Source organism: Hymenobacter rubidus (assembly GCF_016734815.1).
In the GTDB taxonomy this organism is placed as follows: Bacteria; Bacteroidota; Bacteroidia; order Cytophagales; family Hymenobacteraceae; genus Hymenobacter; species Hymenobacter rubidus.
Window position 1 is genome coordinate 15,426 of the sequence record NZ_JAERQF010000050.1, and the last position, 16,570, is coordinate 31,995.

Below are 16,570 nucleotides of genomic sequence, written 5' to 3' on the forward strand. Positions count from 1 at the left end.
CCGGCGCCGGCCCGCCAAAACGGGTGGGAATCGCCCGCCTTTCAGGCAAAGGAGGGTTAATTTGCTGCCATGCAAAAGCACGTTGGCACCTTCGCCGTTGAGGATTGTTTCTGGCTCGCCAGCCGGGGCTGGGTGCTCGTCGGAACAGTTGTCGGGCAAGTGGTCGAAGGCCATCAGCTGGTCTTTGCGAACGGAACGGCCCTTTCCGTCGATGCCGTTGAAACGCTCAGGGTAGCGGAAGGGGAAAAAGATGCGCTTGTCAGTCAGAGCCCATCATTGGGTCAGAGCGACAAGCTAGAAACGCAAATTGTTGGGCTTACCGCTCAAATCGTCGCCTAATAGGCTTGATAGCCGGGAAAAAAGCTGTCTGAGTAAACGGTTGGAAAGGTAGTCGTTTGATGCGCGCTGGACGGACGCGATTTACCGCGTCCGTGGCCGGCTCGGCCAGCAAAACGAGGGATTCACTTGCGTTTACGTTCGGGCTGTACCGGGACATGGCACACGCAAGCACAGCAGTGGTGCACCACGACAACAAAAACGTCCCCGTCCCTGGCCGGGGACGTTTCGATGCACGGGGGGCCTAACGGACCGATTGCTTATTGCACGCTTAAGCGCAGCGCGCTGGTCCCTATGCGCACGACGTAGACGCCCGTGGCCATCCCGTAGGGCAATGCCAGCGCCGCGCTGCCGGCGGCATCGGCCGCGGTGGCCAGCACCTTGCGCCCCAGCGCGTCGTACACCTTCACTTCAGCCCCCGGCCATGCGCCGGTGAGCGTGGCGGCGCCCGTGGTGGGGTTCGGGAACAGCGTGAGCACGGGCGTGGTGGCCACGGTCACGGTGCGCACGGGGGAGTAGCGGCTCGTGCCGTCGCGGTCTACTTGGCGCAGCCGGTAATAGAGCAGCGGGGCGCCGTAGGCAAGCAGCTTCGGGTCGGGGAACTCGTAATCGGTCGGGCCGGAAGTGGTGCCCTGGCCCGCTACTGTCCCAATCGGGTGGAAGTTGCGCCCATCGGCCGAGGCTTCCACCGCGAAGTAGTCGCTGTTGAGTTCCTGCGCCGTCGTCCAGCGCAACCGGGCCACGTCCCCCTCCTGCGCGGCCGTGAAACGGACCAGCACCACCGGCAGCGGCGACGTACCGAAGGTGCCGATGACCGTCTGGCTAAAGGAGGTCACCGGGAACCGCACGGTGCCAGCCGCCGCGTTGGCCGCGTTGGCCGCAATGGGTTCGCCGAAAACACCGTCCTCGTTGCTGCCCCGCTTAAAGAGCTGCAGCGTGTTCGCGAAATTCGCGGCATCCGCGGGGCTGATGTCGGTGGGGCTGAGCGTGTAGGTGATGTTGGCGGCGAAGGCGCTCGTGCTGTAGCGGTCCACTATCCAATAGGCCGGGGTATAGATTTTCTTCAGGCCTGGGGCGCTGGGCTGGGTGCCCAAGGGCAAGCCCTCAAGGCGGCTCACCACCACGTCGTAGGACGCACCGCCAGTTGTGCTGAAGTTGATGGCCGCATTGGTGCCGGAAAACGTGTAGTTGCCTGCTCCCGTTACCGACAACAACTTGCTGGTACCGTAGCTCACCGGGGCGGTGCTGCTGGGGCGCGTGCCGCCCGTGAGCGTGCCCATCGAACTGCTGACGAAGTCGGTGGCCGTCGTGCCGCTTTCGTTGAATTGCAGGTACGACACCAGGTCCTGCTCCGAGCCGCGCAGCGTGAGGTGGCGCAGCTGGCGGAGTTCCGACTGGCTCAGCGTCCGCTGCCACTGGCTCACCTCGTCGATGTCGCCGGGGAAAAAGCCGGTGCCGGAAGTGCCCGCGCTGCCCACGAAGTTGACGCGGGTGCCGCTGCTTCCAAAACTGGAGGTGAAGCTGGTTACCAATTCCCCGTTCAGGTACACCCGCAGGGTGGTGGCGTCTTTGGTCGCGGCGATGTGCTGCCATTGATTGGGTGCCACGACGTTGGGCCCCGTTTGCGCCAGCACCGTGCCACTGCCCGTGCCGCTGCCTGTGCCAAAGCCGGCCCCGAGGCGGCCGTCGTCGGTTACGGAGAGGTAGGGGGCGGCCGTGGTGCCGGTGCCATTGCCCAGCACGTAGTACGTGGCGCTGCCCGTGCCAAGGGCCGGCTTAATCCACGCCGTTTGGGTGTAGTAGCCGCTCAGCTGCGCCCCCGCGGCCGTGCCGAAGGCCACGTAGCCGGGCGTGCTGCCGCCGGCGAAATGCAGCGCTGTGCCCGCCGTCCGGCTCGCTTGCACAATGGGACGGGAGCCCGCCGGGTCCGAGACGGTGGCCGCGTAGGTCTGGCCGCTGACGGTCACGCTGGTTAGGGTGGCGTCGAGCACATTGCCCGCCGGCGCGGCGGTGGCCACGTTGTACACCAAATAGTAGTAGTAGGTGTTCCCCATCAGGGTAGTGGAGGAGGTGTTGCTGGGAAGACTGATGGTGAAGCTGCCATTGGGGTTGGAAACCGAGCCAATCGCCCCGAACAACGGGCTGAAGGAGGAAGCGTTGCCATAGTATAGGCGAGCGGACGTAATGTCGGCGGGCGACGTGCTACCGCCGGTTGTAAACGTAATGGCCTGCAGGCTGAGCGGATAGTCCGTGCCGCCGGTGATGGCAATGGCCACGCGCAGGATGGCTTGGTCGGTGCTTCCCTGAATGACGGGGTCGGTGCTGGCCTGGCTGGCCGAGTTGCTGCCGTACACGGCCTGATTGATGGCCCTGAACCGATTGGTGTTGCTGTTGGAGCTGACCAACAAACCACTGCTCTGGGCCGTGACGTAGGCGTTGTAATCGCCGGAGGCCAGCGGCGAGGCGGGCGTGAAGCTGAAACTGCCGCCGCTGGTGGCCGTGGTGGTGCCCAGGTTCTGCGTCGAGCCGCCGATGGGCGTGAGGTAAACGGTCACGGTGCTGCCGGCCGGGGCCGTCCCGGTGAACGTGTGCGGAGCGTACAGGTCAGAAAGGTTAGCTGGGGTGCGGAGCACGGGGGTGGCCGTGTATCCCGCCACGTAAGTGAGCGAGTACGGCGCCTGGGCCGCGCTCGGGTTGCCCGCCCGGTCGCGGAAGGCCCCGGCCAACAGCGTCACCGTCGTCACCGTGCCGGGGGTGGTCGGCGTCACCGTGAACGAGTAGGGGCCATAGCCGCTGCCGGTGGGCCCGCTGGTTACCACGCCGTTGGTCACGCGAATGTTACTGGCCGAGCCGGTTACGTCCTCAATGGTGGATACCTCGAACGGAATCGGCGTGGAATGGGTGGTGCTGCCACTGGCCCCGGCGGGCGAGTTGAGGAGGAGTAAGGGTGCCGCCGTGTCCACGGTGAAGGTAATGGTGGCAGACTGGGCGCTCACGGCTAAGCCGGTGGTCTGCGCCGTGGCCCAAACCCTGTGGCTGGTTTGTGAAAGACCCGTGGGCTGGGCCAGCGTCCAGTTGCCGCTGGCCGAGGCCGTCGTCGTGGTCGGCAGAACCGAGCCGTCGACGTACACCCGTACGGTGCTGTTGGCCGGAGCCGTGCCGGTGTAAGTCGGCGTGGCGGTGTTCAGAAAACTAGCGTCGGTCGGGGCCGTCAGCACCGGGGTCGCTGTGGCCTGCGCCCGGCCCAGCAGCGGAGCGAAGAGGAGCACGGCCACCGTTAGGCCGCGCAGGAGCAGGTAGAGGGCTTTCATGGCAAGGAAGGCAGTAAGCCAACAGTAAGCCCGTTGGCCACACAAATATCGCAGCCTGTTCCCTCCTGATTTGTCACATTTTCATGCGACACACCCGCCTTTTTTGAGTTGTTTTTCTTAACTGCGGCCCGTACGGTGGCGGGCCAGCAATTCGGTTCGGGAACTGATTTCCAGCTTTTCGTACACGCGCCGGATGAAGGTGCGCACGGTGTTTATCGAAATGCTCATTCGCTCGGCCACCAGGCGGTAGCTCAGGCCTTCCTCGATGGCCTGCACCAGTTGCAGCTCGCGCGGCGTGAGGACCTCGGTGAGGGAAGGCGCGGGCTGGAAGTGCCGCACCACGTGCCGCGCAATGGCCGATGACATGGGCGAGCCGCCGTCCAGGACCTCCAGCAGGGCGGTTTTCACGTCGCGCAGCATCGTGGTTTTCAACAGGTAGCCCACGGCTCCGGCGCACAGGGCCTGAAACAGCCGCTCGGCGTCGCTGTAGACGGTGATGAGCACGACGTCGGCCTTGGGCAGCACCCGCTTGATGCGCGAGACGCCCTCGATGCCCGACAGACCGGGCAGCCCAATATCGCTCAGCACCAGCCGAGGCGGGCGCCCCGCCGTGGGCAGCGCGGCCAAAAACTCTTCCACCGAGCCCGCCACCACCACGCAGTCGAACTCGGGCTGGGCGCAGAGGTAAGCGGCGTAAGTCTCCCGGATGGAGGGCTGGTCTTCAATAATGGCGAGGGGCACGGTGCTGAGCATGGGGCAAAGGTACCGGCCGGTGCCGCGCGCCCCTAACGCATTTTGATGCGACAACGGCCACCCGTTACCACTGCACCGGCACCTGCACGCGTACGGCAAACACGCCCCCGGGGCGCGCAGTCGCCGTGGCGCTGCCGCCCATGGCCTGCGCCCGGGCCTGAATATTGCGCAGCCCGTGCCCCGAGTTGCGCCGCGTCGCGGCGGCCGAAGCATCCAGCCCGTCGTTCACAATTTCCAACACCAATTGGGAGCCCTGGCGGTGCAGCCCCACCGTGACGGTGGCCGAGGTCGGGGTGTATTTCAGAATGTTGTGCAGCGCTTCTTTGTAAATGAAATAGAGGTGGCGGCGCACGGCGGCGGGCAGCAGCGGGGTGTGCCAAGACGGGTCGGTTTCGAAGCGCACGTCGCGGCCGGTGGGCACCAGCACGTCGTGGGCGTAGTCGCGCAGGCGGTCGAGCAGGTTGGGCACGGTGTCGTTGTGCGCGTCCAGGTTCCACACCACGTCGTTGAGTTGGCGCACGGCCATGCGGCTGTTGTCGGCCACTTCGGCCAGGTACTCGTGCTGCATGTCGGGCGGGCCCAGGCCTTCCTGCAGCAGGTCGGTTTGCAGGGCAATCTGGCTCAGAAGGGTGCCCACGTCGTCGTGCAAGTCGGCTGCCAACTGGTGGCGCAGCGCTTCTTCGCGCTGCCGCTGCTGGCGGCGGTACCCGGCCAGGGCGCCCAGCCCGAGCACCAACATTCCCGCCACGGCGGCTCCCAGTAGAAAGCGGTTGCGCACCGTGCGCTGCGCGGCCTCTAGCTGCGTGATGCGCCGTTGTTGCTCCAGGGCCCTTATGCGCGCCCGCTGGCCGTCGGCGTCGAAACGCGCCTGGGCTTGGGCGACGGCTTCGGCGCTGGCTTGACCTACCAGGCTGTTCAGCAGCAGCACGTAGTGGCTCAGGGTATCGAATGCGCCCGGCTGGCCCGTGGCGTGCAGGGCCCGCGCCAGCACCAAGGTGTTGTCGGTAACCTGCGATTGGTTGCCGAGCTGGCGCGCCAGCTGCAGGGCCCGCTGCGCATACGCCAGCGCGGCGCGCGGCTGCCCACGTTGCAGGCCGGCGGTAGATAGGTTGGCGGTGGCGTAGCTCTGGGCCCGCAGGCTGCCCACCCGGTTGGCCAGCGCCAGTTCGCGCTGCCATGTCATCACCGCCGAGTCGAGGTGCTGCTGGTGCTGTTGCAGCAGCCCCACAAGGTCGAGCAGGTTCAGGACGGCGGGCGCGTCGGTGGCGGGCGTCACCCGAGCCAGGGCCTGCCGGAGCGGCCGTTCGGCTTGGGCAAACCGACCGGCTTGGATGTACGTGTTGCCGATGTTGGTGAGTAGCAGCACCTCGTTGCTAGGATTGCCGGGCGGGCACTTGGCATAGGCCCGGCGCGCTTGGTTGAAGTAAGCAATGGCCCCAGACGGGTTGCCCAGCGCCTGCCCCACCAGCCCCATGCCATTGTAGGCTTTGCCGGCCACGTCACACTGTTGCGTGCGTTGCGCCAGTCGCACGGCCGCTTCGTAAGCCCGACCCGCGGCAACGAATTTACCGGCGTTGTAGAGGTCGTTGGCCACAGCCACTTGGGCCCGGGCCTCACCAGCGCCGAAGCCCAAGCGTCGCGACAAGAGCAGGGCCTGTTGGTCGTAATAGCGTGAGCTGTCCAAATTGATGTGAATCAGTGATTTACCACGGATTAGGTAGCGGCTCACCTGAATGGTGTCGGAACGCGCCGCGCCACGCGACGTTCTGAAAAGAGCAGTGGGGCGCGTGCTGAGAAGCCGCGGTTGCGCGCGTAGGCCAAGTTGTGCTTGAACCGCCGTACCAACTAATAGCCAAAGGCTAGCCATCGTGAACGCCCGGGCCATCGGGTGCACGGGAAAAAAAGGGAGCAGCGGCAAAGTCGAAAAAAGTTAATGGCAGGTGTTACCAGTCCTCGTTCACAAAGTCATCTGGGCAGAAGCATAACCGCGATGTTCAAGTCGGTTATCAATAAAAAACCATCAAGTTCACCAAGCGTACGTCAAAGTGCCGCTGCTGTTTAGGCACTAGAAACCGTAAGATGCGACGCCAGCAATCTTTGTCAGTTCCTAACTGTTCACTGAAACGGTCGGAATCGCTAAAACGAGTCTATCTGTTGGTAAAAAGAGCCGCAACGGGTCCGAACCACTTGGCGCCGGTTTCGTCACCGGCTTGGCGCCGGTTCCGTCACCGGCTTGGCGCCGGTTCCGTCACCGGCTTGGCGCCAAGCTGGCGAAAACGATAGTAGCGTAAACGCATTCTGTTCAGGTGAAGGAGCCATTATTTGATATAATGCCTATCTGAACTTGGGGTTGGGGAATTTTCCGTCAGGCTGGATTCGTAAAAAACGGTTTCTTTCTTGTTCAGCAGGGTTGAAGAAGCATATTTCGTAATACCACAGGTCTGTGCCTAACGTGTAAGAATAGGCACGAAGAACCTGAGGCCCTGCTGGGGACCATCCCTTCAGTATGCTCTTCCTCAATCTGCGTTGTACAGGTTTAGGTAAAGTACTTCCTTGCACTTCAAGGAAAGCCTCATCCACCACGCCAGTCGCGTAGAAAACAGCTCGTTGCACGCCTACACTTACTTCATATGAGTAGTCGTCAGTTTGACCAAGCGTCTTCCACTGGACTACTGTGTCTTTCGGAACAAGTGGAAATAATTGGCGGAAACGCGTTACCACTGCTGCTGGAATTTCGACGCGCACTGCCGCGCTGTCGTCCTTTAAGGCGTAATACTGTGCTTGTGCTAGGCTGGCATTCAGCCCAAGAATCAAGAAAGCAAGCAACGCAAAACGCATTTTAAGTGCTGGTACCATTGTTCAGCGAAACGGTCGAAACAGCGGGCGCCGGCGCGGCTTATACGCGGCTTATATACGGGCGCTCGTATATGAGCCGCGCCGGCACCCGCTCGGCCAATATACGGGCGCCCGTATATATGCTGCGCCGGCGCCGGCCCGCCAAAACGGGCGGGAATCCCCCGCCTTTCAGGGAAACGAGCCTATTACTTGCCTGCTTTTGTTTTCGCTTTGGCGAGGTACCACTGCGATACATAGCCTTCAAAGCCCACATCTTCGCTCATGAACTCCACTTGGGCCCAGTTGCGATTGGGCAACGCGATGACGGTCCCTCGCGTGTTGCGCGATACCGTGAGGGCGATGTTCCCGGTGCCGTCGGCGCGCGGGCGTGCTCGAACGTTTAGGCCGCTAGCAGCGACGTAGACGGTATCTCCGACAAGGAACTGCGGCCACTTTGATGCCAGAGCAGCTTGCGGAGGAGTTTGTCCGGCAGGGGCATGCAAGGGACCGGTTGGGACGGTGGCGGCCGCCATTAAGCTGAGGAAGCAATAGGCGAGCAGAGGAAGCAGGCGCATAGACCAAATATAAAATCGGAGCCTTCTGCTGGGCAGAGGTTGATGGGACTAACTACTGCATCAAGTCTACCAAAACGGTCTCAATACGAACTGACCGCTACGGGCCGGTGCTGGCGCCGCTATTGGCCGGTGCCGGTACCGGTACCAGCACCGGCCCGTTAGTCCGAACCGAAACGGGTAACAGCACGGCAATTTATCGAAACGAGGAGGAGAATTATAGACATTGGGTGAACCCGTAACTTAGCCATGCTCCTCACCAAGGGCCTGCTCTGCAGCAGAGTACGGCCCGTGGTAGTGGTCGGGCTAAATCGTCGCCTCTGCCCAGAAAACTAATGCACAAGAAATGGGCTAAGAGGGGCAATGAAACCACTTGCTTTCAGGCACTCGCCCCCAATCCGCTGCTACGACCTTCCCCTTTTTTACTTGGCTCGCTATGGCCAGCCTACTGCCCATTATTGCTTCGAAACCCCAGGTTGTGGCCGTCACGGCGGTCGTGACCAAGCTGCCCTCCGCGACGGTTACGCTGAAACTCTATTTTTACAACGTGAAGGCTAATTTTCTGGTCTGCAACCAGTAGAAGATGCCACCCCGTTCTGTCCAGATTTAGCCGACCACCTCACCACATGCCCATTCATAATTAGGGCTTAAAAAACCGAGTGGTAACGCTGCCCATAGCCGTACGTAGGGTCGCGAAGTACCAGCCCGACGACAAGCCGGTTACCGGCAGCGTACCGGTCGCTGTTACCGCCGTGGTTTGCTGCCACACGCATTGTCCCATGAGGGAATAAACAGCCAAGGTTGTGCCCGGAGCCAAGGCTTCGCCGGTGTACGCGTAGTGCGGGTCTTCGCCGGTTCCCACCGTGGGGCTCACCACGAGGGTGCCTCCTGCCGCCGCATGGGCACTCGTCGTGGCCAGTTGCGTGCCCCCGTTGAGCCGCACGCTGGCGGTGTTGCCGTCGTTGACGGTCAGAATGTCCAAATCGCCGTCGCTGTCTACATCACCGACGGCAATGTTGTTCACCCACTGGCTGCTTATCCGTACGTTCGAGCCGTTGCTGAACACGCCCGTATTGCTGCCGGCCGCATCGCCGCCATTCAGCCGCACGGAGACGCTGCCATTGCGCGTCCCAGCGAGTAGGTCCAGGTCACCGTCGGCATCAACATCCGCGAGCGCGACGCTATAGGGGTTTGAGTCAACGGGTACCACGCTGCCGTTGCTGAATGTGCCCGCATTCGTGCCCGTGGCGTCGCCCCCGTTCAGCCGAATGGTAGCCGTGGCCGTATTGGAACCGCCGCTGACAACCATGTCGAGGTCGCCGTCGCCGTCGACGTCTCCCAGGGCAATGCCGCCGGCATAGCTTAATGTGGGAATGGGATTGGTGCTTCCATTGCTAAAAATGCCGGTGTTCGACCCTGTGGCATCCCCGCCATTAAGGCGCACCGAGACATTGTTGCTGGAACTGTTGTTGCTGGTAACGACCAAGTCCAAGTCGCCGTCGCCGTCGACGTCGCCCAAGGCAAGGGCATGCGGAGCGGTTACAGCAATCGTGCTGCCGCTGCTAAAGGTGCCGGTGTTCGACCCCGTGGCATCCCCGCCATTAAGGCGCACCGCTACATTGTTCAGGTTTTCATTGGGTATTACTAAGTCGAGGTCGCCGTCGCCGTCGACATCTCCCAAACGAATATCGCCAAAAACGTCACCAGAAGGCAGGTCGCTGCCGTTGCCGAAGGTGCCCGTGCCCGACCCCGACGCATCGCCGCCGTTCAGACGCACACTTACCACACTCCGGTTGTTATTCCCGGTAACCAAATCGAGGTCGCCGTCACCGTCCACGTCCCCTAAAATTAACCGCCCGCCTCCTACCGGCAAGGTGCCGGTGACGAAGAACGTCCCAAATCCATTCGAGCCGTTCCGGGTATTCAGCAGCGTGGTCACGGAAGAACTTTGGCCGTTGGAGGTAAGCAGGTCCACTTGGCCGTCGCCGTTGATGTCGCCGACGGCGATGCCGACTGGCCAGGTCCCAACCGTAAAATCAGCACCGGGCACGACGAAGCTGCCGCGCCCCGTACCGGCCACGGCGGCGGTGAACTGGACGACTTTGCTCTGCGCCAGGTTCCCGCTGGAACTGGCCGCCGCCGTTGTAACGGTACTGCTCACCGCCTCGCCGGGCATAAACCGGTAGGCAGTGGGCGCGAAGGTGAGCGTATTCCCGCTCACTACGGCCGGGGTGGTACCCCTGGTGCGCAACCCGCCCCGTTGGGCCGAATACACCTTCAGCGCGGCCGAGGAGCCCGCCGTCAGAGCTTGGCTAAAGGTCACGGTGACCGCACCGGTGCGGGGAGCTGCTTGGGCATTGGCCACCGGAACAACTGCTGTAACCGTGGGCTGTGCTTTGGCAACGCCCGCCTGGGTTAGTTCCATTCCCAGCACAAAAACGCTGGCAAATGCACGAATGAGGCCAATTGGAGGCAAACCGTAAAGGGACTTCATGCAGAGGACAGGTTAATTTACTCCACCACCACGCGCTTGACCACCGGCCGCCCGTCCAGCCACACCCGCAGCGAGTACACGCCGCTGGCCAGGCCCGGCAACTCGACCGCGGTGGTAGCGCCGGGCAGGGCAACGCGACGCACCACCTGGCCCAGCGCATTGAGCAGTTCGGCCGAAGCCGTTGCCGTCGGGGGCCGCTGCACGATCAGGTAGCCGCGGGCGGGGTTCGGGAACACGAGTACCTGCGCGGCCCGTTGCGTAGCGGCCGTGCTCGTCACGGTGCTAACGGCCTCCAGCTGCAGGCGGGTGGCACTGGTGCCGCTGGGCAATTGGACCGTCAGTTGGGTGCCGGGCAGCAACTGCGTGCGCGCGCCGCTGCCCCGGTCCACCAGCGTGAGGTCCACGCCCGGCGGCAGGTTGGTCACGTCCGCCGTCAGCGCGTAGGAACCGGTTTGCGGCACCTGCACCGTCAACGGCGTTACCTGCCCGCCTACGAACGCCGGCCGGCCGTCGATGGCCAGCGCGTCGCCGGCCGGCGTCACGGCCGCCAGGCTCAGGCCCGAGGGGTTCCACAGCTTGGGGGCGTCGTAGTCGGGGTCCCAGCCCAGGGTGGCGCCGGCTTCCGCGTAGACCACCAGCGTGTCGGTTAGGCCGGCCCCGGCCAGCGCCAATTGCAGCTGCGGACGCGAGCCCCGGCGGACGGGAGCCTGCCGGGCGTAGGTCGTCACGCGGTTGGCGTTGGTCAGGGCCAATGCGCCGGTGGTCTGGCCGCTGCTGACCCGGATAAGGAAGGCTTGTCCGGTGCCAATGAGCGGAGTGCCGACGCCGTTGACGTAGCTGCGGTAGCTGCCGCCGGTGGACGAGCTGCTTTCGAACGTGTAGACGGCCGCGTCCACGTTGACGCGTTGGCTGGCCGCGACGGTGCTCAGGTCGAGCGGGGACGGGTAGGGGTTGCCGACCAAGTTCCAGCCTGCCTCGGCGGCCGTGGGCCCACTGTTACGGCTTCCGGCCAGCGCGGTGGGGCCAGTGCCCACCGCGCCGGTGAAGCTCAGCGTTTGGCCGCCGGGCACCTGCACGGCGAAGCCGGTGCTGCCCGGTGAGGCCGCGTCGGTGGGGCCGCTGGGCGTCACCCAGCCCTTGTCAAAGGCGGCGAGCGTCGTGGCCGGGGAGCTGGCCAACCGGCTTTGGTCGTAGCGGAAAATGGAAGGGTACGGCAGGACGGCACCGGGGTTGGGCGCGGTGTTGTAGGCCGGGTTGAAAACCAAGGCCGTGCCCCCGGACCCAAAGGCGGCCACCGTCTGGCCGCTAACGGGGGCCGCCACCAAGCGCCGGCCCGGGCCAGGGTTCGTCGACGGGTCGAGGTAGCGCTGCACCGTCACGTCGCCGCTGACCACGCCCGCGCCCAGGTTGGCAATTAGGGCCGTACCGATGGCGTCGGAGAGCAGCGTCAAGGCCTGGCCAGACGTGTTCAGGTTGCCGGCATTGAGCGTGAGGGCTTGGCGGACGGCCACCGGCTGGGAGAGCGCCAACGCATTGGCGTTTGTGGAGGTCAGGTTCAGCACTTGGCTAGGCAACCCTGTGCCTGTGGCCTGCACTTGGGTGCCGTTGTAGAGGTAGCTGGCAGCCGGCGAGAAGCTGCGCGCGCCGGTGGTGCGCACGGCGCCGAGGCCGGGGGCAACGCTCAGCCCGTCGGGGTCGCAGATGCCCAGCGTAGCACCGGCGGCCAATGTGAAACTGGCCGCGCCGGTCAGGGGCTGGCAATGGGTCAGCAGCGTGCCGTTCACGCTCACGCTGCTGTTCACCACCGTGCTGCCCGTGAGTTGGGCTACGCCGGTGGTGGTTACGGTGAGGGCATTGTAGGTGCCAGCCGCCACAAGCGTGGGGCTGGCCAGCGTGCCGGTACTGACGACTAAATTGGGAAACGTAGCGGGCTGGTTAAGTCGTACACTTACTGTGTTCGCGTTGCTAGCGCCCGTGGTGAGCAGATCCAAATCACCATCTCCGTCTATGTCTCCTAGTACCACGCTGGCTGGAGCAGTTCCTAAGCTAACCTCGGGATTGGTGCCTGGGACGGTGAAGCTGCCCATGCCATTGTTCAGCCGCACACTTACCGTGTTACTATTCGAGTTAGCGGTCACGAAATCTAAGTCCCCATCCCCGTCCACGTCGCCTACGGCGATGCGCAAAGGTAAACTACCTACCCCGACTTCGGGGTTAGTAGTCGGAGCGGTGAAGTTGCCGGCGCCGTTATTCAACCGCACGCTCACCGTGCCACTGACTCGGTTGGCCGTCAGCAAATCCAAATCTCCATCCCCGTCCACGTCGCCCACGGCTACGCTGAAAGGCTCAACGCCCACCCCGACTTCGGGGTTAGTAGTCGGAGCGGTGAAGTTGCCGGCGCCGTTATTCAACCGCACGCTCACCGTGCCACTGACTCGGTTGGCCGTCAGCAAATCCAAATCTCCATCCCCGTCCACGTCGCCCACGGCTACGCTGAAAGGGCCAGCCCCCACAGCTGGATTGGGGTTAGTGGCCGAGGGCGAGAAAGAGCCGGTACCGTTATTCAACCGCACGCTCACCGTACCGGCCGTATTGTTCGCCGTCAACAAATCCAAGTCGCCGTCCCCATCCACATCACCCACAGCCAAACTAGCCGGGGCAGTGCCCACGCCAACCTCAGGGGTGGTGGCCGGGGGGGTGAAACTGCCTGTGCCATCATTCAGCCGTACACTTACCGTGTTGGCTAAGTAGTTCGCCGTCAACAAATCCAAGTCGCCGTCGCCATCCACATCGCTCATCACCACAAAATTGGGGTTCGTGCCCACCCCAGCTTCGGGGTTGCCGGCTGGGGCCGTGAAAGAGCCAGTACCGTTGTTCAGCCGCACGCTCACCGTGCCGGCGCTACGGTTGGCGGTCACGAAGTCCAAGTCCCCGTCCCCATCCACATCGCCCACGGCCACACTAAAAGGGTCGACGCCCACGGCAGGGTTGGGGTTGTTGACCGGGGCCGTGAAAAACCCAGCGCCCGTGCTCCCAACGGCCGTAGTAAACTGCCACACCCAGGGCAGGGACAACGCCCTTCCTGTAATAGAAGTTGCTGCCGTAGTAACCGTGGCCTGTACGATTTCGCCTGGTTGCCAGGCATACGTGGGAGCAAATCTTACGGTATTGGCGTTTCCAGTCGTGGTGCCGCTGCTGGCCGTGCGCCGCCCGCCGCGCTGTGCGCTGAATACTCTGAAAGCCCCCACTGCGCCCGCACCTATTGCTTGGTTGAAGGTAACCAGTACGCTGCTTGCCGTTGCGGCGGCCCGGGTGCCATTGGTTGGGCTAGTGCTGTTAATTAGAAGGGGTAAGGCAAGAGTAGTAAAGCCTTGAGTTACCCCGTAGCTGGTGCCGGCCGCGTTGATGGCATAAGCGCGCACAGTATATTGCGTAACTGCGTTCAGGCCTGTGATGGCTTGCGCATAAGGGCCCGTTCCGCTGCCGATAACGATTTTTGAGTTGCTCGTGGTCGGCGTGCCCGAACCTTGCATGTACACCACCCCTCGCTCAGTCACGAGGCCTCCTCCATCTGAGGAGACGTTGCCGCCAAGGGTAACCCCTGCGGCGGTGATGTTACTAGCACCAGCAGTGCTGACCGTGGGTGGGATTACCGGTCGGTAAATACCAAAATGGCCGGATACCTTGGAGCCATCGGCAACGGTGGCAAAAGCTCCGCCCGCGTACACGTTGCCGAAGCCATCCATGGCCAATTTGTTTACAGTACTATTCAGTCCCGTACCTGGGGTGCTCCAGCTACTGCCGTTCCACTTGGCTATATTGTAAGCTGCTGCTCCCCCGGCGGTTGTGAAGTTTCCCCCTGCGTAGACGTTGCCGCTGGCGTCTGCAGCCAAGGCCAGAACCTGGTTGTCCACTCCCGAACCCATAGCGCTCCAGCTGCCGCTCCACTTCGCTACATGGTTGGCTAGCGTTCCCCCAGCCGTTGTGAAGTCGCCTCCAGCGTACACGTTGCCCGTGCCGTCCACCGCCACGCTCCGCACCGTGTTATTGACGCCCGTACCCAGGGGGTACCATTGCCCATTGCTGTAATGGGCCACGTTGTTGACGGTTAGCCCGGCTGCTCCAATAGAGGCGAACCCACCTCCTACATAAACTCCTCCATTACCGTCGGTGGCCAAGGCACGCACGCTGCCGAACGGACCTGCGGAACCCAACGGAATCCAGTCGGTGCCGCCCCATCGGGCTATGTTACTGAGCAATATGCTTCCGGAGCCGGCGCTGGAAAAGCTGCCCCCTACATACACGCCGCCATAACTGTCCGTCGCGAGGGCATAGATAGTGCCGTTCATGCCCGATCCCATAATGCTCCAAGTAGTCCCGTTCCACCTCCACACATTGCCGCCGGTTCCCGCAGCATAAAGGTTTCCGTTCACGCCATCCACTGCCATGGCGTATATCTCAACGATGCCGATTCCCGTACTCAGGCTACTCCAGGCAGTGCCATTCCACTTCGCGACATTGCTAGCCCCCGTAAAGCCATTTGTTGATACACCCCCAACATACACATTGCCACGGCCATCCAATGCGATAGCCTGTGCGTCAAAACTTAGTCCGCTGCCTACTCCATTCCAAGCGGCACCGTTCCACACGGCAACATTGCCGGCTAACACGTAGCCAGCTGCCGCGAAGTATCCCCCGGCGTACACGCTGCCGCTGGCATTAGTCACCAGGGCAAAAACCGAGTTGTTCATTCCTGGGCCCATCGCACTCCAAGCCGTGCCGCTCCACTTGGTGATGCTAGCCGTTGGAATTCCCCCGGCCGCCGTGAAGTAGCCCCCGGCGTACACGTTGCCCGTGCCGTCCACCGCCAGGCTCCGCACGGTGCTGTTTACGCCCGTCCCCAGGGCAGACCACTGCCCATTGCTGTAATGGGCCACGTTGTTGACGGTCAGCCCGGCTGCTCCAATGGTAGCAAACCCGCCCCCTGCGTATACCCCACCGCTGCCATCGACGGCCAGAGCACGCACACTGCCGAACGGACCCGCGGAACCCAAAGCGTTCCAGAAGCCAAAGGCATCGAGGTACGCTACAGAACTGACAACCACACCGCCAGCTGCGCTAAAATTGCCCCCCACATATACACCGCCGAAACTGTCAGCCGCCAGGGCAAAGACGACGTTATTCGTGCCCGAGCCCACGGCGCTCCAGTTCGTGCCATTCCATTTGGCCACAAAGCTGGCCGATACCCCCCCGGCCGTCGTGAAGCCGCCCCCGGCATAGACGGTCCCAGTGCTACTAACCGCTAATGCGAGCACACCAGCTGTATTGCTGTTCGTGCCCGAGCCCATGGCAATCCAGACCGAGCCGTTCCACTTGGCAACATTGTTGGCCGCTACGCCTCCAGCGGTGGTGAAGGTGCCCCCGGCATAAACGTTGCCGCTGCCGTCCACGGCCAGCGCAGATACGAAACCGTCAATCCCGCTCCCCATGGCACTCCAGGTCGTGCCGTTCCACTTGGCGATGTTGTTGGCGCTCACGTTGCCAGCTGCGGAGAAGCTGCCTCCTACGTACACGTTGCCATTGGCGTCTACGGCCATGGCCAGGACATAGCCAGACGTTCCTGGAACTGTAAACCCATCCTGCCAATGGTCGTCGCCGGTGCCTGTGGGACGAAATACCGGCGCGCCGGTGCTCGAGTCGGGCGTCATGCGGTAGCCCGCGGCCGAGAACGACCCTTTGGCTCCAGCGCGCAGCGTGCCATCGGGATTGAGAACTTGTCCTATCGAGGAGGCCTGAGAACTTTGAGCCTGGGCTTGGCCTGTCCACAGTGTCAAGAGCAGCACCAGCCCGGCAAGGAAGCGGGGCCACCGCAGCGGAGGAAGCGAGAACATAAAGGCGTGCATAGGTCAATTAAGCGAAGATGGGCTGTTCAGTTTGCGGTTCCGCTGGGTAAGATGAAGCGCCACTAGAGCCGGGAAGAAGGGGCAGGCAAACGCGTCATAGGCGAGCGGCAACGCGGTAGAAATACCTGCCCGCGGCTACCCGCGCCGGAAGCCCATGAAGACGAAAAAAAGGCACACCGGCACGGCCATGGGACCGGGGTAACCGACCGCCTGTTGGAGAGTATAAAAATAATTATCAGTAGGTATTCAAGCAAAAGAATTAGTCCCAACAAGACGCAGCGGGTAAGCTTGAGGTGGTCGGGTAAATCTGGACAGAATAGGGTCTTATCTTTCGAATGTCATGAAAGACAGCCCTTCACCCAACAA

General features: G+C 62.8%; 9 protein-coding genes. 2 read left to right on the forward strand and 7 right to left on the reverse strand.

What is annotated here, in order from left to right; translation table 11 throughout:
- Positions 1 to 69 precede the first annotated feature (69 nt).
- A complete protein-coding gene (locus JKL48_RS21570; RefSeq protein WP_201987240.1) occupies positions 70 to 339 on the forward strand; it encodes a hypothetical protein in 270 nt (89 codons plus the stop codon).
- A 257-nt stretch (positions 340 to 596) separates the two neighbouring features.
- On the opposite strand, the gene JKL48_RS21575 is transcribed toward JKL48_RS21570, so the two are convergent.
- The 5 genes from JKL48_RS21575 to JKL48_RS21595 all read right to left on the reverse strand — a co-directional run bounded on the left by JKL48_RS21575 (position 597) and on the right by JKL48_RS21595 (position 7,810).
- The gene (locus JKL48_RS21575; protein ID WP_201987242.1) at positions 597 to 3,647 is read right to left on the reverse strand and encodes a LamG-like jellyroll fold domain-containing protein; all 3,051 of its coding nucleotides are present in this window, start codon (positions 3,645 to 3,647) and stop codon (positions 597 to 599) included.
- Positions 3,648 to 3,764: 117 nt separating this feature from the next.
- The gene (locus JKL48_RS21580) at positions 3,765 to 4,388 is read right to left on the reverse strand and encodes a response regulator (protein WP_201987245.1); all 624 of its coding nucleotides are present in this window, start codon (positions 4,386 to 4,388) and stop codon (positions 3,765 to 3,767) included.
- 76 nt (positions 4,389 to 4,464) lie between these two features.
- Entirely contained in the window at positions 4,465 to 6,084 is a 1,620-nt protein-coding gene (locus tag JKL48_RS21585; protein WP_201987247.1) for a tetratricopeptide repeat-containing sensor histidine kinase, read from the reverse strand.
- A gap of 650 nt (positions 6,085 to 6,734) precedes the next feature.
- On the reverse strand, positions 6,735 to 7,256 hold the full coding sequence (locus tag JKL48_RS21590) for a hypothetical protein (protein WP_201987248.1): 522 nt from the start codon (positions 7,254 to 7,256) through the stop codon (positions 6,735 to 6,737).
- A 185-nt stretch (positions 7,257 to 7,441) separates the two neighbouring features.
- Entirely contained in the window at positions 7,442 to 7,810 is a 369-nt protein-coding gene (locus JKL48_RS21595) for an SH3 domain-containing protein (protein ID WP_201987250.1), read from the reverse strand.
- Positions 7,811 to 8,243: 433 nt separating this feature from the next.
- Here JKL48_RS21595 and JKL48_RS21600 point away from each other — a divergent pair, with 433 nt between their 5' ends.
- The gene (locus JKL48_RS21600) at positions 8,244 to 8,387 is read left to right on the forward strand and encodes a hypothetical protein (RefSeq protein WP_201987253.1); all 144 of its coding nucleotides are present in this window, start codon (positions 8,244 to 8,246) and stop codon (positions 8,385 to 8,387) included.
- A 60-nt stretch (positions 8,388 to 8,447) separates the two neighbouring features.
- On the opposite strand, the gene JKL48_RS21605 is transcribed toward JKL48_RS21600, so the two are convergent.
- Together JKL48_RS21605 and JKL48_RS21610 are read right to left on the reverse strand one after the other, a co-directional pair.
- Positions 8,448 to 10,301 (reverse strand): FG-GAP-like repeat-containing protein, encoded by a 1,854-nt coding sequence (locus JKL48_RS21605; protein WP_201987255.1) that lies wholly within the window; start codon positions 10,299 to 10,301, stop codon positions 8,448 to 8,450.
- A 17-nt stretch (positions 10,302 to 10,318) separates the two neighbouring features.
- Complete coding sequence (locus tag JKL48_RS21610) at positions 10,319 to 16,192, reverse strand: FG-GAP-like repeat-containing protein (RefSeq protein ID WP_201987257.1); 5,874 nt, start codon at positions 16,190 to 16,192, stop codon at positions 10,319 to 10,321.
- Positions 16,193 to 16,570 lie beyond the last annotated feature (378 nt).

Excerpts from the sequence above, each read along its gene's own strand:
- JKL48_RS21575 (WP_201987242.1), bottom strand. The coding sequence starts at position 3,647 with ATGAAAGCCCTCTACCTGCTCCTGCGCGGCCTAACGGTGGCCGTGCTC.
- JKL48_RS21605 (WP_201987255.1), bottom strand. The coding sequence starts at position 10,301 with ATGAAGTCCCTTTACGGTTTGCCTCCAATTGGCCTCATTCGTGCATTT.
- JKL48_RS21595 (WP_201987250.1), bottom strand. The coding sequence starts at position 7,810 with ATGCGCCTGCTTCCTCTGCTCGCCTATTGCTTCCTCAGCTTAATGGCG.
- JKL48_RS21600 (WP_201987253.1), top strand. The coding sequence starts at position 8,244 with ATGGCCAGCCTACTGCCCATTATTGCTTCGAAACCCCAGGTTGTGGCC.
- JKL48_RS21570 (WP_201987240.1), top strand. The coding sequence starts at position 70 with ATGCAAAAGCACGTTGGCACCTTCGCCGTTGAGGATTGTTTCTGGCTC.
- JKL48_RS21610 (WP_201987257.1), bottom strand. The coding sequence starts at position 16,192 with ATGTTCTCGCTTCCTCCGCTGCGGTGGCCCCGCTTCCTTGCCGGGCTG.
- JKL48_RS21590 (WP_201987248.1), bottom strand. The coding sequence starts at position 7,256 with ATGGTACCAGCACTTAAAATGCGTTTTGCGTTGCTTGCTTTCTTGATT.